Below are 23,853 nucleotides of genomic sequence, written 5' to 3'. Positions count from 1 at the left end.
CGCGCGTAACGTCCTCGGGGCCAGGTTCGAAATCGCCTTCAGGCTCCCTAAATGGGGACCATGCGAGAGGACGAAGCCATGACCGATCCAGCAAACCCCAACCGCCCCCACCGCCGATCCGCGCTCGCCATGATGGGTGGCGGGGTCGCCAGCCTCGCGCTGGTCGCCTGCGGGCGCAGCGCGAATGCGAAGAGCTTCCCCGTCCAGCGCAGCGAGGCCGAATGGCGCCGGAAGCTGACCGACGCAGAATTCTACGTGCTGCGCAAAGCGGGCACCGAACGCGCCTACAGCTCGCCGCTCGACAAGGAAAAGCGCGCGGGCACCTTCGAATGCGCAGGCTGCGGACAGGCGGTCTACAGCTCGAAGCACAAGTTCGACAGCGGCACCGGCTGGCCCAGCTTCTGGCAGGCGATCCGGCCCGGCGCGGTCGGCACCTCGACCGATTACAAGATCGGCGTGCCGCGCACCGAAGTGCACTGCGCGCGCTGCGGCGGGCATCTGGGGCACATCTTCAACGACGGCCCGAAGCCGACCGGCAAACGCCACTGCATCAACGGCGTGGCGATGGACTTCCGTCCGGCCTAGCGCCTGACGCGCCACGCGCGGAAGGTGTCGGGCCCGCCCAGCGCCATCGGCTCGAGCCAGTCGGGCGCATCGCCCTCGATCAGACGCGCGGCGAGGCTGCCTTTGCCGCCGCGGGTAGCGTAGATCGACGGTTCGATCAGGTCGGTGCACAGCACGAGATAATCGGCGCCATAGCTGTCCACGATCTGGCGCGAGACATCCTCGCGCGAAGCGAAGGCGCCGATCACGTCGCGCATCGCCTTGTCCGCGCGGTGGTGCCCGGTCGCGATCACGCCGTGCCGTGTTTCGAGCAGGATCGTCGGGCCGATATCCAGCGGCGCGAACACCGTACCGGGGGCAAGCGTGGCCATGCGTCGCGCACTTTCGTGCAGGCCGCACGAACTCATCGCGATCTCCTCGGGCTCGGGTTTCGCCGCATTGTCGGGGGCGAGGTTCTGCGCGATCGCCATCGGCGCGGTCGGGAGGACCAGCAGCACGGTCGCCAGCACGACGGCGATGCGCGTCAGCGCTCCGCCGCTGGTGCGCAGCCGGTGGAGCGCGATGCCGAGCAGCCATGCAAAGGGCACCGTCGCGAGCAGCGAGGCAAAGGCGAGCGAGCGCACCACCAGCATGCCGAGCGCCAGCGTGCCCGCGAACAGGATCAGGAATTCGAGCCACCACGCCCGCGTCTCGCGCGGTGCCCGCGCCCACAGCGCCAATGCGGCCATGAAAGCGACGAGCAATTGCGCGAAGGGAAACAGGAACATGGCGTCCTGCTCCCACAAGGGGCGCCCCTCGCTCACATTGACGTACCAGAAGTCGCGCACGACCGGATCCAGCGCGCCGAACGGCGTGCCCACGCAGCCGGGCGAGACCCAGCCGAACAGCGCAATTCCCGCCAGCCCGGTCGCTCCCAGTCCAGCGACCAGCGCGATCGGCGGAAGGGGCCGGGCATGGCGCAGCGCGGTGGTGCCCAGTGCGACGACCAGGAAGAACCCGATATGCTGAGGGCCGATCGCGTCGCAGAAGGCCGAAGTTGCTGTCCAGCCGCGCGTCGCGAGATGGAGCACCACCAGCCCGCCCGCCAGCGCCTGAAGGTAATGCGTCAGGTCGAGCCGGGCATTGTGATCGCGCAGCCAACGCAGTGCGAGGATCGCGCCCACGAGCGCCGCGAGTGGCAGCATCTCGATCGAAATGGTCAGGCCCCACGCCATCGCCAGCCCCGCCATGATGGGGCCGCGCATGCCGCGGCGCTCGTAGAGGCCGTAGAGGCACGCGGCGAAACAGGCGATCTGCCAGCCGTGATGGTCGATCCTGAGCGGCTGGAACTGATGCATCAGGAGAGGCATCAGCCCGGCGACGAGAACCGCCCAGCCGCCGGTCTCGCGCCCCAGCAGGCGCACCGCGACGGCACCGGTGAACAGCATGGCGACGAGCAGCGTGAGCAGCGGAATGGCGATCAGCGCGACCGCCTCGGCCGCCGCCTGCCCCACGAGCGGGGTCAGCGCGCCGATGACGAGCACGAGCGGGAGATCGACCAGTCGCGACCAGTGCATCGGGACTTCGCGCAGGGGATCGACCCGGTGCTGCGAAACGTCGAACCAGCCCTGCCCGCCCAGCAGGTCGCGCACCTGGACCAGGCGCATGATGTCGTCGGGGTCGGGAAACTGCCAATGCAGGATGCGCCCGGCGGATGCGCACAGGATGACGACGGCCAGCAGCAGCCACATGCGCACCAGGTACGACATGTCGTGCCGAACGCGCGATGGCAGGCGGCGATCGAGCGTGCCGTCAGGCGAGAGCACGAAAGACCACCCGGTTGCGCAGCCACCAGGTCAGCGCGAAGCTCAGCACGATCGCGACCAGCTTGCCGCCACGCGGATCGATCTCCAGCGCGTCGCAGGTCGCGACGATGCCCGTGGTCAGCGCCAGCCCCGCGAGGGCGGAGACGACGAACAGCGCCTTCTGCCGCGTGCGTGCCAGTCCGCTACCTGCGACGCGTCCGGTGAAGACCGCGCGGCTGGAAAGCAGCCAGTGTGCCGCAATTCCCGTCGCGTAGCCGATTGCCGAGGCGGCTGCGGGCAGCATGCCGGCCGCCATCAGTCCGAGGAAGCACGCCATGTCGACCGCCAGCGCGCCCACGCTGGCGAGAAGGTAGCGCAGGATCGTCAGATCGATCAGCCGGTGCAGCATGGCCTGCATTAAGGTGCTCTCCTGCGGTGCGGTCAGGCGGCGCGGCGCTTGGCCGCATCGTCGTCGTCGGCGGCGTCGACGTCTTCGACGATGCGGGTCGGCACGTCGCGCATCGAATTGAGCGCCGCGGCCTGGTCTTGCGTGACACCGCGTGAAGGCAGCGCGGTCTCGGCGCCTTCATCGCCAGCCTCGTGATACTCGGCGTCTTCGTTGACGCACCAGGTGTCGTACACCCGCTCACCGGCGAGGATGTTCTCGGCCGTCAGCATCGCGGTCATCATCGCATGGTCCTGGTTGTTGTAGCGGTGCATCCCGTTGCGCCCCACGAGGTGGAGCGTCGGGTATTTCGCCTCGAGCTCCTCGCGCATAACCGCGACGTTGGCGGCGTAATCCTCGTCATAGACGGGGTAGGCCTTTTCCTGCCGGACGACCGCGCCGCCCTTGACCTTGCGTGGGTCGAGCAGGCCGAGAATTTCCATCTCCTGCGTCGCCAGCGCGATCAGGTCGTCGTCATCCATCGACCACAGCCCGTCGCCTTCGAAGCAGAAATATTCGAGGCCGACGCAGGCCATGTCTTCGTCCGGGATCATCTCGGGCGACCAGCTGCGGAAGTTCTGCACGCGGCCGACCTTCACCTTGCTGTCGTGGATGTAGATCCAGTTGTCGGGGAACAGGTCTTCGCCCTCCACCATCAGCGCGACGGTGAGGAAGTCGCGATACTTGAGTTCGTTCGCCTGGAAGGTCGATTGCGGCAGCGGGTGCATCCGCCGCGCGAGCTGGCGCATCGGTGCGGAGCTGATCGCGTGGTGCGCTTCGATGGTCACGATGCCGTCGCGGCCCTTGGCGGTCATGCGCCAGCCGCCACGACCATCCCCGGTGGTCACATGGGCAAGCTGGTCGAGCGCGTGACCCATGATGACCTGCCCCTTGCCGCTCACCTCGATCTTGTCGCGCGCGGCTTCCCACATCATGCCCGGGCCCTGGCGCGGGTAGCGGAAGCTTTCGAGCAGGGTCTTGGCCTGCATCCCGTCGTTGGGCTTTCTGTTGAGGCCCAAGCTGCGCTTCAGCCCGTCGACCACCGCGCCCATCAGTGAAAGCCCCTTGATCCGCTGCGCCGCCCAGTCCGCGCTCATTTCGTCGCAGGGCATGCCCCACACCTTCTCGGTGTAGGTCTTGAAGAAGATAGAGTAGAGCTTCTTGCCGAACTGGTTGGTGGTCCAGTCCTCGAAGCTCTTCACATTGCGGTTGGGGAAGGCGCGCGCCCGCAGGTAGCTCGCCATGCATGCAGTCGAGCGCCAGAGGCCCAGATTGCGCAGCGCTTCGAAGGCGCGCAGCGGGTAGGAGTAGAATTTGCCCTCGTAATAGATGCGGCTCATCCGCGGGCGCTCGATGAAATCGTCGGGCAGGATCTCGTTCCACAGGTCGACGACCGCTTGCGATTTCGAGAAGAAGCGGTGCCCGCCGATGTCGAAGCGGTAACCATCGTGTTCCACGGTGCGGCTGATGCCGCCCACATAGGTTTCGTCCTTCTCGATGATCGCGACGCGCTTGCCCGCCTTGGTCAGCAGATAGCCGGCGGTCAGCCCTGCCGGACCCGCACCGATGATCGCTACGTCGACATTGATTGTGCTGGCATTGGCTTCGGTCATCGGGCCCCCGGTGGTGCGTTGCTCGACCGGGGAGTGAAGGAAAATGGTTAGGGAGCCGTAAACATTTGGCCCCGAAGGGCGCTGGCCTGCGATCTGCAAGGTGGTGCGGGTGGTGGGACTCGAACCCACACGATCACAGATCAGGGGATTTTAAGTCCCCGGCGTCTACCATTCCGCCACACCCGCGCTCACCGATGCCCGTGGGCATCGGCGGAAGAAGCGGTGCGAATAGCGGGCGCGATCGGTTTTGGCGAGACGCCAGCGACTCAATCGGGATTGAGCGCCTGGCGCATTTCCTTGCCGGGCTTGAAATAGGGGACGCGCTTCGCCGGGACATCAACCGCCTCGCCCGTGCGGGGGTTGCGGCCCGTGCGGGCTTCGCGTTCGCGCGTGGAGAAGGCACCAAAGCCGCGCAGTTCGACCCGGCCGCCTTCGGCCAGCCGACCGGCGATCTCGTCGAAGAAAATATCGACCACCTGCTCGATCTCCTGCGCACGCAGTTCCGGATTGTCGTGCGCCAGCTTCTGCAGCAGCTCGGACCTGATCATGTCTTGCGCCTCCCAATAGAGCGCCGGCCCGGTTATCCGCGCACGCGGCCCGGGTCTAATTCAACGGTGCGACCCAAATCCCGCATTCTGCGTGCCAGAATTAGTACGATTGTGCAATGCGCAACAATGATAAATGTTAGCTGCCGGAGCCCGTCGCCAGCGATCGGTCGGCCAGCAGATCCTCCGCCGAGAGCCCGAGCCGATCGAGCCGCGCACGAATCTGCGGCCATTCCTCTTCGAGGAAGCTGGCCCGTTCCGCCGCGCGCAAGCGCCGTGCCGCGCCCTCCACCACATACATGCCGACCCCGCGCCGCACCGCGATGAGGCCGTCGTCCTGGAACTGCTGGAAGGCCTTCGCCACGGTGAGCGGATTGGCACCCTGCTGCGCCGCGAAGGTGCGGACCGAGGGCAGCATCTCGCCTTCCGCAAACTCGCCATCGAGAATCGCGGCGGCGATCAGGTCGCGCAGGCGCAGGTATACGGGGCGCGCCGAGGAAGGGGAGGCTGGGGATTTCATGGTGCTTCAGTGACATAATACAGCGGAGCAGGTCAAGGTTCCCGCCCGACACACAAGGACTTCGCGCGACGCGCATGTTCGGAGGATAATCATCGCCGCAGGTGTGACTTGGGCTTCACACACCGTTTTTGAGCGCTAGGGTGCGCGCTTTCATATGACCCGCGCAGGGACGCGGCGGTTTTGGGGATCGGGAATACATGGCCGAATTTAATGCATTGTTCGACTCGGCATACGAGTTGTGGGCATTCTGGATCGCGGTGGTAGCGCTTGCCACCTTCCTTCTCGGAGGCGTTTTCCTCACCACCCGACCCCAGCCTGAAGTCATCGGCCATCCCAAGGGCCTGTTTCTGCTGTTCATGGCCGAAATGTGGGAACGCTTTTCCTACTACGGCATGCGTGCACTGCTGATCTTCTATCTCGTGCAGCACTGGCTGTTCACCGATAGCGAGGCGAGCGTGATCTACGGGGCCTACACGGCCCTGGTCTACATCACCCCGGTGGTCGGCGGCTTCCTTGCCGACCGCTTCCTCGGCCAGCGCAAGGCGGTGCTGTTCGGCGCCGTGCTGCTGACCTTCGGGCACTTCTTCATGGCCTTCGAGGGCGACGGGGGGCAGGCCGACGCCACGATCAACATCTTCTGGCTGGCGCTGGCGCTGATCATCGTCGGTTCGGGTTTCCTAAAGGCCAACATTTCGGTGATGGTCGGCCAGCTCTATCCGCGCACCGACATCCGCCGCGACCCGGCCTACACCATCTTTTATATGGGCATTAATGTCGGCGCGGCGACCGCATCGATCATCTGCGGCTTCCTTGGCCAGACGGTCGGCTGGGCCTACGGCTTCGGCCTCGCGGGCATCGGCATGCTGCTGGGCCTGGTCTTCTTCGTGATCGGCAAGCCGCTGCTGCTCGGCAAGGGCGAGCCCAAGGATCCCGCGAAGATCGCGGGCGGGCGAGAATTCGGCATCTACGGCATCGGCCTGGCGATGGTCGGCCTGTGCTGGCTCGCGATCCAGTACCAGCAGCTGGTCGGCTGGGTGCTCGGCGTCTTCGGCCTCGGCTTGGTCGCCTACGTCCTCTACATCGCGATCGGCCGCCTTCCGCGCGAAGAGCGCGACCGCATCTTCGCGGCGATCTTCCTGATCTTCGTCTCGATCGTCTTCTGGGCGCTTTTCGAACAGGCCGGCTCCAGCCTCAACCTGTTCACCGATCGCCATGTCGACACGCAGGGCGTCGCCGCATCGATGTTCCAGTCGATCAATGCGATCTACATCATCCTGCTTGCGCCGCTGTTTGCCGGCCTCTGGCAGCTGCTGGCGAAGCGGGGTGCGGAACCGTCGACCCCGATGAAGTTCGGCCTCGCCGTCATTCAGGTCGGCCTCGGCTTCCTGGTGCTGGTTTGGGGCGCACAGAGCGTCGGCCTCAATGTGCCGACGCCGGTGATCTTCATCTTCCTGATCTACCTGCTGCACACGACCGGTGAGCTGTGTCTGTCGCCCGTGGGCCTGTCGGCGATGAACCGCCTGAGCCCCGGCCACATGGCATCGCTGATTATGGGCACCTGGTTTTTCGCATCCGCCACCGGCAACTTCGCCGCCGGCCTGATCGCCTCAGCGACCGGTGCCGAAGGTGTCGGCGAGGAAGCGGGCAAGCAGGTCGTGCTCGATGTCTACTCCACCGTCGGCTGGTTCGCGGTTGGCGTCGGCGTGGTCGTGATGGTCATCAGCCCTCTGGTGAAGAAGCTGATGCACCTCGACACGCTGGTGGACGAGAGCGTCGACGACGATCTGGAAGGCCAGGCCGAGGGTCCGGGCGAACCGCAGGGTGCGGGCATCCACCCGACCACGCGCACGACCCACTGACCCAGAACGACGACCACGGGGGGAAGCACAATGCTGGCAAGAACACTGACCGTCCTGGGATGCGCGCTGGCGCTGGGGGCATGTTCCACCATGGACACGGGCGAAAGCAGCGCCGCGGCCTCCGCATCTTCGCCCACGGTGGGCGAAGATGGCCGCGCGCCCTTCGCCTCGACGTATGAGCGCTATCCGGGCCGCCCGACCGCGCTGGTCGGTGCGACCGTCTACGACGGTGCGGGCAACCGGATCGACAACGGCATCGTGCTGTTTCGCGATGGCGAAGTCGTCGGGGTGGGCACAGGGCTGTCTACCGATGGCTACGACGTGGTCGACGGCAGCGGCAAGTTCGTCACCCCCGGCGTGATCGACATTCACAGCCACCTCGGCGACTACCCTACCCCGTCGGTCGACGCGCATAGCGACGGCAACGAAGCGACCAGCCCGATGACGCCCGAAGTCTGGGCTGAGCATTCGGTCTGGCCGCAGGACCCGGGCTTCAGCCGCGCGCTCGCCAATGGCGGCGTCACCGCACTGCAGATCCTGCCCGGCTCCGCCAACCTTACCGGCGGGCGCTCGGTCACGCTCAAGAACGTGGCCTCGCGCACGGTGCAGGGAATGAAGTTCCCCGGTGCGCCCTACGGCATGAAGATGGCCTGCGGCGAGAACCCCAAGCGGGTCTATGGCAGCCGCGGACGCATGCCCTCGACGCGGATGGGCAACTTCGCGGTCAACCGGCAGATGTGGCTCGACGCCAAGGCCTATGCCGATGGCGATCGGTCAAAGCGCGACCTTGCGAAGGAAACGCTCGCCGGCGTGCTCGATGGCGAAATCCTGATCCACAATCACTGCTACCGCGCCGACGAGATGGCGCTGGTGATGGATATGGCCAAGGAGATGGGTTACAAGGTTGCTGCCTTCCACCACGCGGTCGAGGCTTACAAGATCGGCGATCTTCTGCGCGAGAACGACGTGTGCAGCGCGATCTGGGCCGACTGGTACGGCTTCAAGATGGAAAGCTACGACGGCATTCCCGAGAACGCCGCGCTGCTGCGCCGCGAAGGGGCCTGCGTGGTCATCCATTCGGACGATGAAAACGGCATCCAGCGGCTCAACCAGGAAGCCGCCAAGGCGCAGGCTGCGGGCGCGCGCATGGGGATTGAGATTCCCGATGCCGAGGTGATCGGCTGGTTCACACTGAACGCCGCGAAAGCGATGGGCATCGACAGCATGACCGGCAGCCTCGAACCCGGCAAGATGGCGGACGTCGTCCTGTGGAACGGCGACCCGCTGAGCGTCTATTCGCGGCCCGAGAAGGTCTGGATCGACGGCGCGCTGATGTACGACGCGATGGACCGCAATCGCCGCCCGGTGAGCGATTTCGAGCTCGGCCAGCCCGGTGAAGGAGATGTGAAATGATCCCCCGCTTCCTTCTCGGCAGCGCCGCCGCGCTCGCACTGGCCGCTCCGGCGGCAGCGCAGGACTTCGCGATCACCAATGCGACGGTCGCCACCGGCGACGGATCCGAACCGATCGAGAACGCCACCGTCGTGGTGCGCAACGGCCGGGTCGTTTCGGCAGGTGTCGGCACCGCCGCGCCCGCTGGCCTCGAAGTGATCGACGGCACGGGCAAGTGGGTCACGCCCGGCATCTTCTCCGCCGTCACCGACCTCGGTCTGTCCGATGTCGACGGCGTGAGCGAAAGCAACGACGCGGCGGCGGGCAATTCGCCCTTCAGCGCCGCGCTCGACGCGTCGACCGCGCTCAACCCCAATTCGCAGGACGTGCTGGTGGCCCGCGCCGCGGGCATCACGCGGGCGAGCGTCTATTCCAGCCCTTCCGCCTCGATCTTCGGTGGCCAGGGTGCAGTGATCGATCTGGGCACCGATCCCGAGATGGTCACCCGCACGCGCGCCTTCCAGGTCGTCGATCTCGGTGAGCGCGGTGCTCGCATTTCCGGCGGCAGCCGCACAAGCGCCCACGCGCTGCTGCGCAATGCGCTGCGCGAAGCGACCCAGCTGGGCGACCGCGCCGCGATCGGCGCCGCCACCGCGCGGCCTGCGGAAGCCCGCTTCGGCGACGACGTTCCGCTCGACCCGCGCCTCGACGGGCGCGACAGCGAGCGTGCGGGCGACGTCCTGCTCACCCGGTTCGACGCCGCGGCGCTGGTGCCCGTGGTGCGCGGCCAACAGCCGCTCTACGTCGTGGTCGAACGCGCGGCAGACATCCGCGAAGTCCTCAAGCTGACGCGCGATTTCCCGAACCTCGATCTCGTCCTGCTGGGCGCGAGCGAGGGCTGGCTGGTCGCGAACGACATCGCCGCCGCCGGAGTGCCGGTGATCGCCGACCCGCTCGACGATCTGCCGGTCGGCTTCGACCAGCTCGCCGCGACGCAGAGCAATGTCGGCCGCATGCGCGCGGCGGGCGTGACCGTCGCCATCGGGCGCATGTCGGGCGGCACGGGCGATCAGCCCCGCAACGCGCGCCAATATGCCGGCAACCTCGTGGCGCTGACCCGCGTGCCCGGCGCGACCGGGCTCAGCTGGGGCGAGGCACTGGCGACCATTACCTCGGTCCCCGCGCGAATCGCGGGCTTCGACGGGCGCCTCGGCACGCTGACCGCAGGTGCGACCGCCGACGTCGTGATGTGGGATGGCGACCCGCTCGAAGTCGGGAGCGCGGCCGAAGCCGTCTTCATCGACGGCGTCCGCCAGCCGACCGACAACCACCAGACGCGCCTCCGCCAGCGCTACCGCGATCTCGACGAGAGCGATCTGCCCAAGGCCTACGACTGGTGAGGGCCGCCCCGGCCGCGCTGGCGCTCGCCGCGCTCGGTGCGATGCCGGGTGCGGGTTTCGCGCAGGACGCCCCTTCGTCGGACGCGGCGGAGCACGATCTCGCCTGGCACAACCGGCAACAGGTCGCGGTGGCCGAGCTGCGGGCCGAGGATGGCTGGCAGGTCCTGCCCGGCGGGCTCCACTATCGTCGCCTTGCGGGCGACGGCGAGGGTCCGAAGCCGACGGTCGAGGATACGGTCAGCGTGCATTATGCGGGCCGCTTCCACGATGGAACCCAGTTCGACAGTTCCTACGAGCGCGGCGAACCCGCGACCTTCCCGCTCGGCCGGCTGATCAAGGCATGGCAGCTCACAATCCCGCAGATGGCGGTCGGCGACACAATCGAGCTCTATGCCCCCGCCGACCTTGCCTATGGTCCGGTCGGCAAGGGGCCGATACCCGGCAATGCCACGCTGGTCTTCAAGGTGGAGCTGCTCGGAATCGAATAAGGCCGCAAGGGGAGGCGTGACGAGATGATGGACCCGCTGACTTCGCTGATCGCAGCAAGCATCGCCTTCGTCGGCACGCATTTCGCGATGTCCCATCCCTTGCGCGGGCCCATGGTCCGCACGCTCGGCAGTGCCGGTTTTTCGCTCGTTTACACGCTGGTCAGCGCCGCCGCGATGGCGTGGATGTACTTCGCCTTCGTCGCGACCCCGGCAGGCGCCCCGCTGTGGGGTGGTTACGGCGATGCCGTGTGGATCGCGGCGAGCGCGATCACGCTGGCGGCGATGGTATTGTTCGCTGGATCGCTGATCGGCAATCCCGCCCTGCCCGCACCGGGCGCGGCACAGGCTGCGCGCAAGCCCGCGCGCGGCGTGTTCAAGGTCACCCGCCACCCGATGATGTGGGGCTTTGCATTATGGGCGCTTGCGCATCTGATCGCGGCGCCGACCGCACGCACCGTCGTGGTCGCGCTGGCAATTGCCACGCTCGCGCTCGTCGGCGCGCATTTCCAGGACCGCAAGAAGGAGGTGCTGATGGGCGATGCGTGGGAACAGTGGGAGCGCAGCACGAGCTATTGGCCCAGGTTCCATCGCATCCTCGCGGTCGGACTGGTGCCGTGGATCGGCGGAATCGCCATATGGCTTGGCGCCAGCTGGCTCCACGAGATGGAGGCCGGAGTGTGGCGCTGGATCTAGCTCCCTTCGGGCAACCAAGCGCGGGGGCTGGGAGCCGGTTCTACTCGCCTGTGAAATTAGGAGAACGCTTCTCGATCAGCGCGGCAACACCTTCGGCATGGTCGACGGTGTGGTGCATCAGCCCCTGCGTATTGGCGGCCAGCTCGAGCGCGCCGTCGTAACTCAGCCCGCGACCCTGCCGCAGCAGCATCTTGGTCTGGCGCAGCGCGGCGGGCGGCATCGCGGCGACCTTGCTTGCCAGTGCCTGCGCCTCGTCGATCAGCGCGTTGGGTGCGACCACGCGGGAGACGAAGCCCCAGTCCTGCATGGTCCCGGCGTCGATGACCTCGCCGGTAAAGAACAGCTCTGCGGCGCGCGCCTCGCCGATCACACGCGGCAGCAGCCAGGTGCCGCCGTCGCCGGGGACGAGGCCGAGTTTGAGGAAGGTGACCCCGAACTTCGCTTGCGTGCTCGCGATGCGCATGTCGGCCAGACAGGCGAGATCGCCGCCCAGGCCGATCGCGGGCCCGTTGATGGCCGCGATCAATGGAACGCGCAAGTTGTGGAGCGCGCGCAGTATCCGATGGATGTTGGTGCGGTACCCGTCGGCGATTTCGACAGGGGAACCCGCGAAATTGCCAGTCCGCTGCTGCATCGCCTTGATGTCCCCGCCCGCACTGAACGCACGCCCTGCCCCGGTCAGGATCGCGCAGCGAACGTCGGCGTCCGCATTGATCGCGTCGCAAGCCTCGACGAAGGCATCGCCATCGCCCGCCAGGCCGAGTGCGTTCATGCTCTCGGACCGGTCTAGGGTGAGGGTGGCGACGTGGTTGTCGATGATGACATTTAGCAGGGGCATGCGGGTTCCTTTCGATCATGTCCCCAATGCCAGCCCTGCGAGCGCGCCCAAAGCCTTATCGCAGGTCAGCGATCGGCCTGCGGAATGCCGGCGCTTCGGTGCCCGGTCGACTGATGCTCACCGCTGCAACCGCGCCCTGTGCGTCCAGCTCGAAGGTCAGGAGGTTGGGATAGTCCTCGATCCGGAAGACTCCGTTGCCCAGATGGTGCATCGGGCTGGCATCCGTGCCGAGGAACTGCGTGAAGAATTCCGAAGCGATCACCAGGCCTTCGTCCCGCTGCTCGATCGTGTAGTCGAGACCCAGATCGTAAAGCAGCCCGCGATAGTCGCCCTGCACGGCGTTTCGAAGCGTGTCGTCCAACGGCGCATCGGCGATCGGGTGGTGGCCGCGCCAGCCCATTGATGCGATAATTTCGCGCCGCAGCTCCGCGAACACCGGTCCCGTGTTGCCGTCGTCGCCATTGCCCATCAGGACGAACCCGTAACCGCCCTCCATCGCGGCGAAAAAATCGGAATTGACCCCGGTGTTGGACCCATCGTGCCGGAACCATTCGGTGTTGCCCAGGCCGAAGCCACGGAAGAACGGCGTGCCCATTCCGCCGACATAGTCGAGCGAGATGATATCCGTCATGGTGCGCGCGATCTGCGGCGTGACCGGGTCGACCGTCTCGCCGCGCAGGCCGCGCTGGATGGCGATGGCGAAGGTCGCAAGGTCGCTCGGCGTCGACCACATGCCCGAGGCGGAAACCTGCGGGGTGATCGGCAGTCCATTGCGGATGAGCGCGCCCGCTTCGTCGTGCACCGAGGCGACGTCGCCCGGAAAGCCGGGCTCGCCGGGCTGGATCATCGTGGTGTGCGTCATGGACAGCGGCTCGAAAATCCGCTGCCGGGCAAGCTCGTGCAAGGGCACGCCCACTTCGTCCTCCAGCGCCATTTGCAGGATCACATAGCCGCCGCCGCTATATTGCCAGTCGGTTCCGGGCACGAACTCGAACGCGATCGGGCGATCGTAGCGGGGCAGCCGCCCTTCGAGGCTGTCGACCAGCGTGGGCAGCGCGTCACCCTCGTAATAATCCGCGAATCCGTGTTGGGAAGTGCCCGCCGTATGGGTCATCAACTGCCGCCAGGTGATGTCGGCAGCGCCCGGAAACTCGCTGTGCGGAAGCTGCCAGCGAGTCAGCGAATACGCGATCGGCGCGTCGATGTCGATCCTGCCTTCCGCGTCCAGCAGCAGGCAGAGGAGCGCGGTTACCGGCTTGGAGATCGACGCGGTGGAAAAGGCGGTGCTGGGGGTGACCGGCTGATCGCCGTCGGCACGCTTCACCCCGAAGGCGTACGTGTGCACATTGCCGTAATCGTCGAATACGGCGACGCTCAGCCCATTCAGGCGATGGAGCTGCATTAGGGGAGGCGTATCGGCCAGCGCCTGATCGAGCCGAGCTTGCACGGGTGCCGGGGCAAGAGCGGGCGCAGAGACGGCTTGCGCCACATCCTGCCGAACGGCGCATCCGACCAGGCATGCGCCGAGCGTTGCGATAAGGATGAGGTGCTTGATCGGACCATTCCCCGAAGCCACTGACGAAGACTGGTGTGCTATACGTCTAATACACGGAGTCAACCGCAGGAGGCGTCGGTGGTCATCGGACCGGCGGGAAATGCCGGTCGAAAGGATCAGTCCCCGTCCATCGCATCGAGAGCGATGGTAGAGCATTCGCGCAGGAGCGCTTCGTCGGGAGTTATCGGGATGAGGAGATATCGCAGGGACAGCTCGTCGCCCTCCAGGTCGAGCTCGCTCCCCAAGCGGTCGCTTTCGCCGACCCAGTAGCGATATATGCGGCGGCCGGTCCGCACCCGCGCTTCGTCGCCTTCGAACAGCGCCGGCAGCATCTCGGTGTGGACACGGCACTTCGCCGCTTCCCCGAACCGCTCGTGAAGCGACGCGTCGGAAGCCGGCTGCGCAGCACCGATGGCAACCCCCGATGCGATCAGCAGCGCGATCACGCCCGAGCTTCCTCAACCCCCGCCGAATTGTGCCGTAGCGCGGCCAGCACGGTGTCGACGATATCGGGAGCATTCAGGCCCGCTTCGTCGTACTGCTTCTTGGGATCGTCCTGATCTTGGAAAATGTCGGGCAAACGCATCGTGCGGATTTTCAGCCCCTCGTCGAGCAGCCCATGGTCGCTGGCGTGGGTCAGCACATGCGCGCCGAGACCGCCGATGGCGGCTTCCTCAATCGTCAGCACCACTTCGTGCTCGCGCATCGCCTTCTCGATCAATGCGGTGTCGAGCGGCTTGGCGAAGCGCATGTCGGCCACGGTGGTCGACAGGCCGCGTGCCTCCAACTGCTCGGCCGCGTCTAGCGCTTCGCCCAGCCGCGTGCCGAGCGAGAGGATCGCGACCTTGCTGCCGTGCTTGACGATCCGGCCCTTGCCGATCTCCAGCTTTTCGAGCGTTTCGGGAATCTCGACGCCCGTACCCGCGCCGCGCGGGTAGCGGAAGGCGATGGGGCCGTCGTCGTATTCGGCGGCGGTGTAAGTCATGTGCGCCAGCTCCGCCTCGTCGGCGGCGGCCATCACGACCATGTTGGGCAGCGTGGCGAGATAGGTGACGTCGAAGCTGCCTGCGTGCGTCGCGCCGTCCGCGCCGACCAACCCCGCACGATCGATCGCGAAGCGGACCGGCAGGTTCTGGATCGCGACGTCGTGGACCACCTGGTCGTAGGCGCGCTGCAGGAAGGTCGAATAGATCGCGGCGAAAGGCCGCATGCCCTGCGCAGCGAGGCCGGCGGCGAAGGTCACGCCGTGCTGTTCGGCAATGCCGACATCGAAGCTGCGCTCGGGGTGCGCCTTGGCGAACTTGTCGACCCCCGTGCCGCCGGGCATCGCGGCGGTGATCGCACAGATGCGGTCGTCGGTCTCGGCCAGTTTGGCGAGGGTTTCGCCGAACACGTTCTGGTAATTGGGCGGGCCGCCCTTGCTCTTCTTCTGTTCGCCCGTGATGACGTCGAACTTCGAGACGCCGTGGTACTTGTCCGCGCTTTCCTCGGCGAACTTGTAGCCCTTGCCCTTCTCGGTCACGACATGGATCAGCACCGGACCCTGGTCGCTATCGCGCACATTCTCCAGCACGGGAATCAGGTGATCGAGATTGTGCCCATCGATCGGGCCGACGTAGTAGAAGCCCAGCTCCTCGAACAAGGTCCCGCCGGTCACCATGCCGCGGGTGAATTCCTCCGCCTTGCCGAGCGAGGAGTGCAGGCGGCGGTGCATCTTCTTGGCGACCTTGGAGGCGAGACTGCGCAGGCCGAGATATTCGCCGCTCGAAACGACGCGCGCCAGATAGGCGGAGAGCCCGCCCACGGGCGGCGCGATCGACATGTCGTTGTCGTTCAGGATCACGACCAGCCGGTTGCCCGCCTGTTCCGCATTGTTCATCGCCTCGTAGGCCATCCCTGCGCTCATCGCGCCGTCGCCGATTACCGCGATCGCGCGGCCGGGCTTGTTCTGCAGCTTATTGGCCATGGCAAAGCCGAGACCTGCGCTGATCGAGGTGGAAGAGTGCGCCGCGCCGAACGGGTCGTACTCGCTCTCGCTACGCTTGGTGAAGCCCGAGAGGCCACCGCCCTGCCGCAGGGTGCGGATGCGGTCGCGCCGCCCGGTCAGGATTTTGTGCGGGTAGCACTGGTGGCCCACGTCCCAGATCAGCCGGTCTTCGGGCGTGTTGAAGATATAATGGATCGCCACGGTCAGCTCGACCACGCCGAGGCCCGAGCCCAGGTGCCCACCGGTCGTGCCGACCGCATCGATCATTTCGGTGCGCAATTCATCCGCCAGCTGGCGGAGCTTTTCTCGGTCGATCTTGCGGAGATCCGCAGGGTACTCGACCGTATCGAGCAGCGGCGTTTCGGGGCGTTTATCCATGGGGGCCATTCCTACAGCGTGGAATCGCGGCTGTCGATAAACCGCGTGGTTCGTACCTAGTTGGCCCTAGTTGGCGCAGTCGCCGCACAGTCCGCGCAGTTCGACCACCGGACGCAGGTCGGCATATCCAGCGCCCTGTCCCGCCTCGCGCAAAGCGCCGGTCAGCCGGTCGTCGTCGATGTGATCCGCCGCCCCGCAATCGTCGCAGATCAGGAAGATGCAATCGTGGCGGCAGCCGGGGTGCGAATTGACGAGAAACGCGTTCGCGCTCTCGATCCGGTTGGCGAGGTTGTTGCGCACGAAGATGTCGAGGATACGATACACGCTGTTGGGCGCCACGCGGCTGCCGCGCTGGTTGCTCAGGTTTTCGGCGATGTCGTAGGCCGACACCGGGCGCGCGTGCTTCGCCAGTTCCTCGAACACTTCGGAGCGCATGCCGGTCCAGCGCTCGCCCTGATCCTCTAGCGATCGCTTCGCCGCATCGATCAGGGCCTCGCCCTCGTGTTCCTTGTGGGTGTGCCTGTGTGCCGTCGCCATGTCAGTGCAGATAGCGTGTGGGCGCGCAAGATTCCAGATCGCGCTTAGGTGCGCCTGCCGTCAGTCCCTGAGGAAGCTGGCGCGGTAGACGCCCGGGTAGAATTCCTTGAGCGCGGCGACCTTGGGCGCATCCCAGCGCACGATATAGCCATGACGCGGGTTCTTGGCGGCGAAGTTCTGGTGGTAGTCTTCCGCGGGGTAGAAGGTTTTCGCGGGCGAAATACCGGTCACGATCGGACCGCCCCATTTGTTGTCGCGCTTCATCTGCGCGAGATAGGCCTTCGCGACCTCGCGCTGCTCGGCCGAGACCGGGATCAGCTCGGCATTGTAGTGCGCGCCGCGATCCGGGCCCTGGCGATTGCGCAGGGTCGGGTCGGCGACGACCGAGAAGAAGATGCGCAGCAGCTGGTCGTAACGGATCTGCGATGGATCATAGGTAATCTTCACCGCTTCGACGTGATCGGTAATCCCGCTGGATACGAGCTTGTAATCGGCCTGGCGCTTGGTCCCGCCGTGATAGCCCGCGACCGCGCTCTTCACGCCCTCGACATGGCTGAAGACCGCCTCGACGCCCCAGAAACAGCCGCCCGCGAAGATCGCGGTCTTGAGGCCGCTTTCCTGCGCCTTCACCTGCGCGACCGGCGCGCGGACGTGATTTTCCGCCGCCAGCGCCGGGCCGCAACCCGACAGCGCGAGCGAACCCGCCGCAGCGAGTGCGAGGATTCCAGGCGGCAATTGCCGCATTACATCAGCCCCGCGACGAGCCCGTCCACACCGTCGAAACGCGTGACGAACAGCGCGACACCGGTCACGGCGAAACCGATGCCGAAGCTGCGGAAGAGGTCTGACTTGAAGAATTTCATGGCGGTGGTCCTGCGGCTTATTTTCTGTGTTGCATCCCATATGGGGTGCATCCGCTGACTTTTCGGTGAATTCGACGGACGCGCACGACAATCCGTGCAACGCACCCGATCGGTTACATCGCGATGCGCGCGAATCAGTGCCGGAAGTGGCGCATCCCGGTGAACACCATCGCCAGTCCCGCCTCGTCGGCCGCTGCGATCACTTCGTCGTCGCGAATGGAACCGCCCGGCTGGATCACCGCGGTCGCCCCTGCCTCGGCAGCGGCTAGCAGGCCGTCGGCGAAGGGGAAGAACGCGTCCGATGCGACCGCGCTGCCCACGGTGCGCGCGGTGTCCCAGCCATACTTCTCCGCCGCTTCGGCTGCCTTGATTGCGGCGATCCGGCTCGAATCGCGGCGGTTCATCTGGCCCGCGCCGATCCCGGCGGTCGCGCCGTCCTTGGCGTAGACGATCGCATTGGATTTGACGTGGCGGGCCACGGTCCAGGCGAACAGGCAATCCTTCAGTTCCTGCTCGCTCGGTTCGCGCTTAGTGACGACTTTCAGGTCATCGGCAGAGATCGTCGCGTTGTCGCGGCCCTGCACCAGCAGGCCGCCCGTGATCGGCTTTACGGTCAGGGCGCCGCGTCGCGGATCGGGCAGGTCGCCCACGGTCAGCAGGCGCAGGTTCTTCTTTTTCGCGAAGGCTTCGCGCGCCTCGTCGGTCACGCTGGGGGCGATGACGACTTCGGTGAAGATCTCGCAGATCGCGCGCGCGGTTTCGCCATCGAGCTCGCGATTGACCGCGACGATGCCACCGAAGGCCGACACGCTGTCGCACGCCAGCGCTTCGTTCCACGCGTCGATCAGAGTGCCGCGCTGCGCCACACCGCAGGGGTTGGCGTGCTTGACGATGACGACTGCAGGCTCTTCGCCAGCGAATTCGGCGCACAGCTCGAGCGCGGCGTCGGCGTCGTTGTAATTGTTGTACGACAGCTCCTTGCCCTGCAGCTGCTCGGCCTGCGCGATGCCATGCGCATGCGGCCCGGTGGGCGTGTACAGCGCGGCCTGCTGGTGCGGGTTCTCGCCATAGCGCAGCACGGTGGGCGCCTTGCCCCCGACCGAGAGGTAGTCGGGGAATTGCTGCTGCTGGTCGGCAAAGGCGAACCACTGGCTGATCATCGCATCATAGGCGGCGGTGGCGGCGAAGGCCTTGGCCGCCATCTTCTTGCGGAAACCGAGGCTGGTTGCGCCCTTGCCGCCTTCCAGCTCTTCGACCAGCGCCGGGTAATCCGCCGGATCGGTGACGATGGTGACGAACTGGTGGTTCTTCGCTGCCGAGCGGACCATCGACGGCCCACCGATGTCGATGTTCTCGATCACCTCGGCACGCTCGGCCCCCTTGGCGACGGTCGCTTCGAAGGGGTAGAGGTTGACCACCACCAGATCGATCGCGCCGATTTCATGCTCTTCCATCGAAGCGACATGCTGTTCGTTGTCGCGCAGCGCCAGCAACCCGCCGTGTACCTTGGGATGAAGCGTCTTGACCCGGCCGTCCATCATCTCGGGGAAGCCCGTCAGGTCGGAAATGTCGCGCACCTCGAGCCCCGCATCGCGCAGTGCCTTCGCGGTGCCGCCGGTCGAGACGAGTTCGACGCCGCGACTCGCGAGCGCTTGGCCAAGCTGCGCCAGTCCCTCCTTGTCCGATACGGAAAGGAGGGCCCTGCGGATCGCAATATGAGTCAAAATCTATCCCATCTTCTTGAATAGCCAGGCAAAACTGCCGCCGCTGCGCGGCGTCATGCCCTGCAAAACGAGCTGCTGGATCGGCTGCGGCCGACCCTGTCCATCGACGAAAAGGCTCTCTTCGATCGAAAGCGTGCCCGTATATTCACCCGCGACCCGGAATTGCCAGTGTGAACCGTCGGGCAGCGCGAGACCGGCGCCCTTGCGATCCTCCGACAGGCGCGCGGCGATGCCCATCCCGAGGTGGAAGCGGATCGCATAGCCGACCTTCCCGCGCTTGCCGCGCTTGCTTGCGGGCAGCAGCACATCCTCGCCAGCCAGTTCGGTCCCGTCCTCGCGGAGCACGAGGACCCGGCGATGAAGCAGGCCGAAACGGCTGGCATAGCCATCGTGGCTGGCCTCGATTCGCGTGGCCCCGCCGCGCTTGCCGCCGACCGTGCGGCGGTCGACCTCGACCTCGGTGACGCCCGCGCCCAGCTTGCCCTTCACCAGGATCGCGGTCGAATTGACGTCCTCCAGCACCAGTGTCGAATGCGCCGCCGTGGCGCGCAGGCCCTGCTCGATCCGCGCGGGCACTTGGCCGCCGGCCCATGCGGCACCGCCGCAATTGACGATGATGCGCTGGCCCTTCGCGGAAAGTTCGAAGGCGAGGGTGGAGGCGCAGCCCGAGCGTGCATATTTGGCGAGCGGCGGCGGGGCCGCATCGAATTGCAACACCGTCTTGGCCGCGCTTGCGCGGTGATAGCCCCAGCCGCGCGGTTCCTTCAGCGGACGGGCACGCACGCCGCTGACACGGATCAGTTCCTCGATCCGCTCCGCACAGACCGCGCCTGCGCCCTGCCAATTGCCCATCCCGCCTTCGCCGTGCATCACCGCAAGCAGTGGCGGCGTGATCAGTTCGGACACGGCACCGATGAACTTGGGCGGCTCGACCTTGACCGATCGATAGCAGGCGGCAAGCTCGGTAAGCAGTTCGATCAGTTCGATCTGGGCCAGCGGGCTGCGCGACTGCACGCCCCCGTCCTCGCCTACGAAATCGCCCAGAGCGCGCGCGAGGCCCGCCTCGGCGAAGAGCCGGCGCGGCTTGCCTTCGGGCAGCAGCAGCCCCGCCGCAATCAGCGCGCCCCAGCCGAACACCTCCGCCTGCCTGTCGGGCGCCTTGGTGACCTGGCCATCGAGCCAGCCCGCCGTCTTGTCCAGCGCGGCGAGCGTGCGCCCGCGCACCGCCTTGTTCGAAAGGAGCAGCGGCGCATGGACCAGCCACGCCAGCATCCGGTGCGCGACGACCTCGATCTCCCACGCAGGCCCCTTGCCCGGCAGGGGATGCGCATCGAGCCACATGCGATGGATCCTCAGCGCGGTCGCCTCGACCTGCGGACGCGCGCCCGATCCGGCCAGATCACGGAGCCACGAATAGCCGTGGATCGTGCGTTCGAGCGCCGGAGCCATCCGGTGCCCGGGCCCGAAATCGAGCTGTGCGATGGGCAGCTTGATTCCGTGGACGAGGAAATGCCCCGCGCGCAGAGCCATCCCGGCCGCCCGGTCGCCGACCAGGGGCGGATTGACCGTCGACAGGATGCGGCGCTTGTCGGGCTTGGAGAAAGGCGACGTGATCAGTCGGCCGCGCACGCCAGCAGCATAAGCGATCCGGACGAGTCGCTCGCCCGGTCCGACACGCGGTGCGCCTATTTCCTGCGGAACCAGCGCGCGCGCGGGCGGGAGAACCTCGACGCGATCCACCGGGGCAGGCGCCGCGGAGCTGTCCTCGTCCGGCGATTTTGCCGCCGATGCAGGGGAGGCGACGCGCTCGTCTTCGGTTTCGCGCGCACTCAGCGCGGTCGGCTCGGGCTTGTCTCCCAGGGTCATGATCAGCTGCCGCGCGGCGCGCTCTTCGCGATCGAGACCAAGGCGATCTAGCCCGGCCCTATCCTGCTCCGGGCGTTCGGACACATCGCCCATCCCGTCTTCAACGGGGTCGCGAACCGGCTCGTGCCCCATCGAATCTGCCATCAGTCCGTTTTCCCTTTGAGGCCTGCGATATTGGCGGCGTAGCGCTCAGCCCCGCCCTTGAATGTCGCCGAACCCGCCACCAGCACGTCGGCCCCGGCAGCGACGCATCGCGGCGCGGTCTGCGGATCGACCCCGCCATCGACCTCGAGCCATATTTCACGTCCGGTCGCATCGATCATGGCGCGGATCGCCTCGATCTTGCGCAACTGGCTGTCGATGAAGCTCTGCCCGCCGAACCCGGGATTGACGCTCATCACCAGCACCAGGTCGACCATGTCGATCAGGTATTCGAGCACGCTTTCGGGCGTGCCCGGATTGATCACCACCCCGGCCTTCTTGCCCAGCCCGCGGATCGTCTGCAGCGTGCGATGCGCGTGCGGCCCCGCTTCTGGATGGATGGTGATGTGATCCGCCCCGGCTTCGGCAAAGGCCTCCAGCCACTGGTCGACCGGACTGACCATAAGATGCACGTCGAAGGGCTTGTCGCTGTGCGGGCGCAGCGCCTTGACCACCGCCGGGCCGATCGTGAGATTGGGCACGAAATGGCCATCCATCACATCGACATGGATCCAGTCCGCCCCGGCCGCGTCGATGCTGCGCACTTCCTCCCCCAGCCGCGCGAAATCGGCAGAAAGGATGGAGGGGGCAATCAGCGGAACGGTCATGCGAGCACTTCGTTGGGCGTGGAAGCCGGGGGCGTCGAGGGCGACCGATTTTCATCGGGCACCCTGCCTTAGCTGTTTGCGAATCGGAATGTGACACGTAGACGCATGTTTTCCACCGCCAGCCGCTGCCTTCTTCGCGCTTCAGGCCAATTCATGGTCAATTCACCGGCTTCGGGCAATTGCACCTGACGAAAATGCGCAGCGCCCCGAACCGGGCAGCGCACCAGCATTTCCGCAATACGGACAGACATTATGACCGCGAAGTTCATCACTCTCGGCGCGCGCGCCGCGCTTTTCCCGCTCGCCCTGAGCCTCACGCTGGCTCCGGGAGTGGCGCAGGCCCAGCGCTACGCCCAGGTCATCGGCAACGACATGAGCCTGTGCAGCAATGGTGGAGGACCGGCCGTGCGCCTGACCATCGAAGGCCTGCGCTCGAACAGCGGCAACCTGTTCGTGCGGACCTATTACGCGCGCAGTTCCGACTGGCTGAAGTCCAAGCGGTACCTGACCCGTCTCGACACCAGCCCGCGCGCCGGCAGCATGACCGTGTGCGTGCCGCTGCCCAGCACCGGCAATTTCGCGATCGCCGTCCAGCACGACGTGAACGGCAACCGCGAAGTCGATTTTTCAATCGACGGCGCGGGCATGTCGAACAATCCCAAGATCGGCAATTTCATCGGCATCCCGCTGCCGCCATCGGTGGGCAAGGCGAGCTTCACGGCCGGTTCGGGCGTGGCCGACATGCGCATCACCATGCGCTACCGCGACTGACGGCGCCTATCGATCGAGAAAATGGCGCACCCGACAGGATTCGAACCTGTGACCTCTGCCTTCGGAGGGCAGCGCTCTATCCAGCTGAGCTACGGGTGCATCGCCTGAGCGAGCAGCGCGCTTAGCAAAGCGGATCGCGTCGCGCCACGACAAATCTTGCAGGCAGCGCGGTTCGCTGGCGGGTGCCCGTAGCGCGTTAGCATCCTGGCAAGACTCGGGGCGGTAGCATGCACTGGTGATGAGCGAGCTGGCACCCCGTACCGATTTCGAAACGGCCCCCGCCGCCTCGGGCGAATCGACGCTGGTCGAGCAATGGGCCGCGATCGAGGATTCGGCGCGCGTGGTCGCGATGCTCGCCGGTCGTCCGGCACCGCGGCATGACGCGATTGGCGAAGCGCAGATCGGACAGCTGGCCCAGGTGGACGGCACACGCAGCAATGATGCGACCCAGGCGCTGGCCGAGCTCGTGGCCACCATGCGCGCCGGGCTCGACGCGCTTCTCGGCGCACACGGGACCGACGCCGATCCGCATGTTGCGGCACGCCGCCTGTGGACCGAATATGAACGTGGGCGTGCCAAAGTGCTGTCGGAGGTCGCGATCGCACTCGCGCGCTGAAGCCCCGGTGGGGCGCCTCTTGCGGCATGCTAGACACCGCCGCTTGACACCCTGTTTCCGTTCTGTTCCTAGAAGGCATGGCCGACACTCCCTTCCTTCTCGACACCGATACACCGATGGCGGAGCGCCTGTGCGATGCCGGCCAGGCCGCCCGCGGCATCATGCGGCTGTTCGCCCGCAACGACATCTGGTGCTGCACCGAAATGCCGCTGCGCGGCGGGCGGCGGGCGGACCTGATGGGCATCGATGCCAAGGGCCACGTCATTATCGTGGAGATCAAGGTCTCGCGCGTCGACCTGACCGGAGACGGCAAGTGGACCGACTACCTGGACCATTGCGACAAGTTCTACTGGGGGATCGGCTCGCATCTCGATGCCTCGATCCTCGATGGCGAGGCCTTCCTGCCCGAACGCTGCGGCCTGATCGTGGCCGATGGCTACGATGCCGAAATCCTGCGGCCCGCACCGCGACACCCGCTGGCCCCGGCGCGGCGCAAGGTGGAGATCGAGCGGCTTGCGCGCACCGCGCTTCGGCGCACTACGGTCGCCTGCGATCCCGACTGCGCGCCCTACGGGGGCGAGCGATAGGCGCGAAGCACACGCGACG

The 23,853-nt window shown here is 66.4% G+C and carries 23 protein-coding genes and 2 tRNA genes; 9 read left to right on the top strand and 16 right to left on the bottom strand.

From position 1 onward, the window contains the following. Positions 1 to 78 precede the first annotated feature (78 nt). Positions 79 to 585, top strand: a complete 507-nt coding sequence (gene msrB / locus DL238_RS04000; protein ID WP_234030954.1) for a peptide-methionine (R)-S-oxide reductase MsrB — start codon at positions 79 to 81, stop codon at positions 583 to 585. On the opposite strand, the gene DL238_RS03995 is transcribed toward msrB, so the two are convergent. From DL238_RS03995 to DL238_RS03970, 6 genes are all read right to left on the bottom strand, one after another. Beyond that, positions 582 to 2,369, bottom strand: a complete 1,788-nt coding sequence (locus tag DL238_RS03995; protein ID WP_234030953.1) for a hypothetical protein — start codon at positions 2,367 to 2,369, stop codon at positions 582 to 584. The genes msrB and DL238_RS03995 overlap by 4 nt on opposite strands. Further along, positions 2,356 to 2,766 (bottom strand): GtrA family protein, encoded by a 411-nt coding sequence (locus DL238_RS03990; protein ID WP_115491074.1) that lies wholly within the window; start codon positions 2,764 to 2,766, stop codon positions 2,356 to 2,358. The genes DL238_RS03995 and DL238_RS03990 overlap by 14 nt, the downstream gene beginning before the upstream one ends. 23 nt (positions 2,767 to 2,789) lie before the next feature. After that, a complete protein-coding gene (locus tag DL238_RS03985; RefSeq protein ID WP_115491073.1) occupies positions 2,790 to 4,406 on the bottom strand; it encodes an NAD(P)/FAD-dependent oxidoreductase in 1,617 nt (538 codons plus the stop codon). Positions 4,407 to 4,507: 101 nt separating this feature from the next. Continuing rightward, positions 4,508 to 4,592: transfer RNA gene (locus tag DL238_RS03980), tRNA-Leu, on the bottom strand. An 80-nt stretch (positions 4,593 to 4,672) separates the two neighbouring features. After that, complete coding sequence (locus tag DL238_RS03975) at positions 4,673 to 4,954, bottom strand: integration host factor subunit beta (RefSeq protein ID WP_115491072.1); 282 nt, start codon at positions 4,952 to 4,954, stop codon at positions 4,673 to 4,675. Between the two features lie 136 nt (positions 4,955 to 5,090). Further along, positions 5,091 to 5,471, bottom strand: a complete 381-nt coding sequence (locus DL238_RS03970; RefSeq protein ID WP_115491071.1) for a GntR family transcriptional regulator — start codon at positions 5,469 to 5,471, stop codon at positions 5,091 to 5,093. A 197-nt stretch (positions 5,472 to 5,668) separates the two neighbouring features. On the opposite strand from DL238_RS03970, the gene DL238_RS03965 reads away from it, so the two are divergent. From DL238_RS03965 to DL238_RS03945, 5 genes are read left to right on the top strand one after another with little or no spacing between them, the layout of a single operon-like run. After that, positions 5,669 to 7,330: a peptide MFS transporter gene (locus DL238_RS03965; RefSeq protein WP_115491070.1), complete on the top strand. Its 1,662-nt coding sequence runs from the start codon at positions 5,669 to 5,671 to the stop codon at positions 7,328 to 7,330. A gap of 30 nt (positions 7,331 to 7,360) precedes the next feature. Further along, positions 7,361 to 8,743 (top strand): amidohydrolase, encoded by a 1,383-nt coding sequence (locus tag DL238_RS03960; RefSeq protein WP_115491069.1) that lies wholly within the window; start codon positions 7,361 to 7,363, stop codon positions 8,741 to 8,743. Next, positions 8,740 to 10,122: an amidohydrolase family protein gene (locus DL238_RS03955; protein WP_115491068.1), complete on the top strand. Its 1,383-nt coding sequence runs from the start codon at positions 8,740 to 8,742 to the stop codon at positions 10,120 to 10,122. The genes DL238_RS03960 and DL238_RS03955 overlap by 4 nt, the downstream gene beginning before the upstream one ends. Continuing rightward, positions 10,119 to 10,610, top strand: coding sequence for an FKBP-type peptidyl-prolyl cis-trans isomerase (locus DL238_RS03950; protein WP_325048435.1), 492 nt, complete (start codon positions 10,119 to 10,121; stop codon positions 10,608 to 10,610). The genes DL238_RS03955 and DL238_RS03950 overlap by 4 nt, the downstream gene beginning before the upstream one ends. Before the next feature lie 27 nt (positions 10,611 to 10,637). Next, positions 10,638 to 11,303 (top strand): NnrU family protein, encoded by a 666-nt coding sequence (locus tag DL238_RS03945; protein WP_115491067.1) that lies wholly within the window; start codon positions 10,638 to 10,640, stop codon positions 11,301 to 11,303. A gap of 40 nt (positions 11,304 to 11,343) precedes the next feature. Here the strand turns inward: DL238_RS03945 and DL238_RS03940 are convergent, their stop codons facing one another. The 9 genes from DL238_RS03940 to rpe form a co-directional block, all read right to left on the bottom strand. Then, the gene (locus tag DL238_RS03940) at positions 11,344 to 12,141 is read right to left on the bottom strand and encodes a crotonase/enoyl-CoA hydratase family protein (RefSeq protein WP_115491066.1); all 798 of its coding nucleotides are present in this window, start codon (positions 12,139 to 12,141) and stop codon (positions 11,344 to 11,346) included. Between the two features lie 55 nt (positions 12,142 to 12,196). After that, entirely contained in the window at positions 12,197 to 13,588 is a 1,392-nt protein-coding gene (locus DL238_RS03935; RefSeq protein WP_181883810.1) for a serine hydrolase domain-containing protein, read from the bottom strand. A gap of 224 nt (positions 13,589 to 13,812) precedes the next feature. Next, entirely contained in the window at positions 13,813 to 14,142 is a 330-nt protein-coding gene (locus tag DL238_RS16010; protein ID WP_181883809.1) for a hypothetical protein, read from the bottom strand. Then, positions 14,139 to 16,061, bottom strand: a complete 1,923-nt coding sequence (gene dxs, locus DL238_RS03930; protein WP_115491064.1) for a 1-deoxy-D-xylulose-5-phosphate synthase — start codon at positions 16,059 to 16,061, stop codon at positions 14,139 to 14,141. The genes DL238_RS16010 and dxs overlap by 4 nt, the downstream gene beginning before the upstream one ends. Before the next feature lie 66 nt (positions 16,062 to 16,127). Then, on the bottom strand, positions 16,128 to 16,598 hold the full coding sequence (locus tag DL238_RS03925; RefSeq protein ID WP_115491063.1) for a Fur family transcriptional regulator: 471 nt from the start codon (positions 16,596 to 16,598) through the stop codon (positions 16,128 to 16,130). Positions 16,599 to 16,658: 60 nt separating this feature from the next. Further along, complete coding sequence (gene msrA, locus DL238_RS03920) at positions 16,659 to 17,342, bottom strand: peptide-methionine (S)-S-oxide reductase MsrA (protein ID WP_115491062.1); 684 nt, start codon at positions 17,340 to 17,342, stop codon at positions 16,659 to 16,661. A 253-nt stretch (positions 17,343 to 17,595) separates the two neighbouring features. Next, positions 17,596 to 19,176, bottom strand: coding sequence for a bifunctional phosphoribosylaminoimidazolecarboxamide formyltransferase/IMP cyclohydrolase (gene purH / locus DL238_RS03915; RefSeq protein ID WP_407640851.1), 1,581 nt, complete (start codon positions 19,174 to 19,176; stop codon positions 17,596 to 17,598). 12 nt (positions 19,177 to 19,188) lie between these two features. After that, complete coding sequence (locus DL238_RS03910; protein ID WP_407640850.1) at positions 19,189 to 21,051, bottom strand: heparinase II/III family protein; 1,863 nt, start codon at positions 21,049 to 21,051, stop codon at positions 19,189 to 19,191. Positions 21,052 to 21,194: 143 nt separating this feature from the next. Next, positions 21,195 to 21,860 carry a ribulose-phosphate 3-epimerase gene (gene rpe / locus DL238_RS03905; RefSeq protein ID WP_115491060.1) on the bottom strand — a complete coding sequence of 222 codons (666 nt, stop codon included), beginning with the start codon at positions 21,858 to 21,860 and terminating at the stop codon, positions 21,195 to 21,197. 252 nt (positions 21,861 to 22,112) lie between these two features. Between rpe and DL238_RS03900 the strand changes: the two genes are divergently transcribed. Continuing rightward, the gene (locus tag DL238_RS03900) at positions 22,113 to 22,631 is read left to right on the top strand and encodes a DUF2141 domain-containing protein (RefSeq protein ID WP_115491059.1); all 519 of its coding nucleotides are present in this window, start codon (positions 22,113 to 22,115) and stop codon (positions 22,629 to 22,631) included. A 22-nt stretch (positions 22,632 to 22,653) separates the two neighbouring features. On the opposite strand, the gene DL238_RS03895 is transcribed toward DL238_RS03900, so the two are convergent. Next, positions 22,654 to 22,730: transfer RNA gene (locus tag DL238_RS03895), tRNA-Arg, on the bottom strand. 139 nt (positions 22,731 to 22,869) lie between these two features. Between DL238_RS03895 and DL238_RS03890 the strand changes: the two genes are divergently transcribed. Beyond that, the gene (locus DL238_RS03890) at positions 22,870 to 23,247 is read left to right on the top strand and encodes a hypothetical protein (protein WP_115491058.1); all 378 of its coding nucleotides are present in this window, start codon (positions 22,870 to 22,872) and stop codon (positions 23,245 to 23,247) included. Positions 23,248 to 23,324: 77 nt separating this feature from the next. Then, entirely contained in the window at positions 23,325 to 23,834 is a 510-nt protein-coding gene (locus DL238_RS03885; RefSeq protein ID WP_115491057.1) for an MmcB family DNA repair protein, read from the top strand. Positions 23,835 to 23,853 lie beyond the last annotated feature (19 nt).

Origin of the sequence: Alteriqipengyuania lutimaris, from assembly GCF_003363135.1 — a bacterium.
In the GTDB taxonomy this organism is placed as follows: domain Bacteria; phylum Pseudomonadota; class Alphaproteobacteria; order Sphingomonadales; family Sphingomonadaceae; genus Alteriqipengyuania; species Alteriqipengyuania lutimaris.
This window is presented reverse-complemented; position numbering and strand designations above follow the sequence as displayed.

Excerpts from the sequence above, each read along its gene's own strand:
- DL238_RS03960 (WP_115491069.1), top strand. The coding sequence starts at position 7,361 with ATGCTGGCAAGAACACTGACCGTCCTGGGATGCGCGCTGGCGCTGGGG.
- DL238_RS03890 (WP_115491058.1), top strand. The coding sequence starts at position 22,870 with ATGAGCGAGCTGGCACCCCGTACCGATTTCGAAACGGCCCCCGCCGCC.
- msrB (WP_234030954.1), top strand. The coding sequence starts at position 79 with ATGACCGATCCAGCAAACCCCAACCGCCCCCACCGCCGATCCGCGCTC.
- DL238_RS03990 (WP_115491074.1), bottom strand. The coding sequence starts at position 2,766 with ATGCAGGCCATGCTGCACCGGCTGATCGATCTGACGATCCTGCGCTAC.
- DL238_RS03955 (WP_115491068.1), top strand. The coding sequence starts at position 8,740 with ATGATCCCCCGCTTCCTTCTCGGCAGCGCCGCCGCGCTCGCACTGGCC.
- DL238_RS03985 (WP_115491073.1), bottom strand. The coding sequence starts at position 4,406 with ATGACCGAAGCCAATGCCAGCACAATCAATGTCGACGTAGCGATCATC.
- DL238_RS03925 (WP_115491063.1), bottom strand. The coding sequence starts at position 16,598 with ATGGCGACGGCACACAGGCACACCCACAAGGAACACGAGGGCGAGGCC.
- DL238_RS03885 (WP_115491057.1), top strand. The coding sequence starts at position 23,325 with ATGGCCGACACTCCCTTCCTTCTCGACACCGATACACCGATGGCGGAG.
- DL238_RS03910 (WP_407640850.1), bottom strand. The coding sequence starts at position 21,051 with ATGACCCTGGGAGACAAGCCCGAGCCGACCGCGCTGAGTGCGCGCGAA.
- rpe (WP_115491060.1), bottom strand. The coding sequence starts at position 21,860 with ATGACCGTTCCGCTGATTGCCCCCTCCATCCTTTCTGCCGATTTCGCG.
- DL238_RS03970 (WP_115491071.1), bottom strand. The coding sequence starts at position 5,471 with ATGAAATCCCCAGCCTCCCCTTCCTCGGCGCGCCCCGTATACCTGCGC.
- DL238_RS03940 (WP_115491066.1), bottom strand. The coding sequence starts at position 12,141 with ATGCCCCTGCTAAATGTCATCATCGACAACCACGTCGCCACCCTCACC.
- DL238_RS03900 (WP_115491059.1), top strand. The coding sequence starts at position 22,113 with ATGACCGCGAAGTTCATCACTCTCGGCGCGCGCGCCGCGCTTTTCCCG.
- DL238_RS03945 (WP_115491067.1), top strand. The coding sequence starts at position 10,638 with ATGGACCCGCTGACTTCGCTGATCGCAGCAAGCATCGCCTTCGTCGGC.
- DL238_RS03975 (WP_115491072.1), bottom strand. The coding sequence starts at position 4,954 with ATGATCAGGTCCGAGCTGCTGCAGAAGCTGGCGCACGACAATCCGGAA.
- DL238_RS03965 (WP_115491070.1), top strand. The coding sequence starts at position 5,669 with ATGGCCGAATTTAATGCATTGTTCGACTCGGCATACGAGTTGTGGGCA.
- dxs (WP_115491064.1), bottom strand. The coding sequence starts at position 16,061 with ATGGATAAACGCCCCGAAACGCCGCTGCTCGATACGGTCGAGTACCCT.
- msrA (WP_115491062.1), bottom strand. The coding sequence starts at position 17,342 with ATGCGGCAATTGCCGCCTGGAATCCTCGCACTCGCTGCGGCGGGTTCG.